The organism is Shewanella electrica, assembly GCF_022321485.1.
In the GTDB taxonomy this organism is placed as follows: domain Bacteria; phylum Pseudomonadota; class Gammaproteobacteria; order Enterobacterales; family Shewanellaceae; genus Shewanella; species Shewanella electrica.
This window is the reverse complement of sequence record NZ_JAKOGG010000436.1, coordinates 1-260: the sequence shown is the minus strand read 5'-3', so window position 1 is coordinate 260 and position 260 is coordinate 1. Positions and strand designations below refer to the sequence as shown.

Sequence of the window (260 nt, the reverse complement as noted above, 5' to 3'; positions counted from 1 at the left end):
AGATCCGCAGGAAGGCCACGCGGTCCCGGTGGTTCGGGTCCATATTCGCCTGGATCTTGAAGACGAAGCCGGTCAGCTCCGGCTCCGCGGCCGAGACGGTGCGGCTATCTGCGGCGCGGTCGCGCGGCGGCGGGGCGAAGCGGGCCAGCCCCTCCAGCAGATGCCCGATGCCGAAATCGCGCAGGGCGGAGCCGAAATAGACCGGGGTCATCGTGCCTTCGAGGAAGCGCTCCGGCTCGAAATCCGGGTAGGCACTGGCC

1 pseudogene is annotated in these 260 nt (G+C 69.2%); it reads right to left on the bottom strand.

Annotation, left to right across the window (positions count from 1 at the left end):
* A pseudogene (prfC, locus tag L9G74_RS21145) lies at positions 1-260 on the bottom strand (peptide chain release factor 3); the annotation flags it as partial.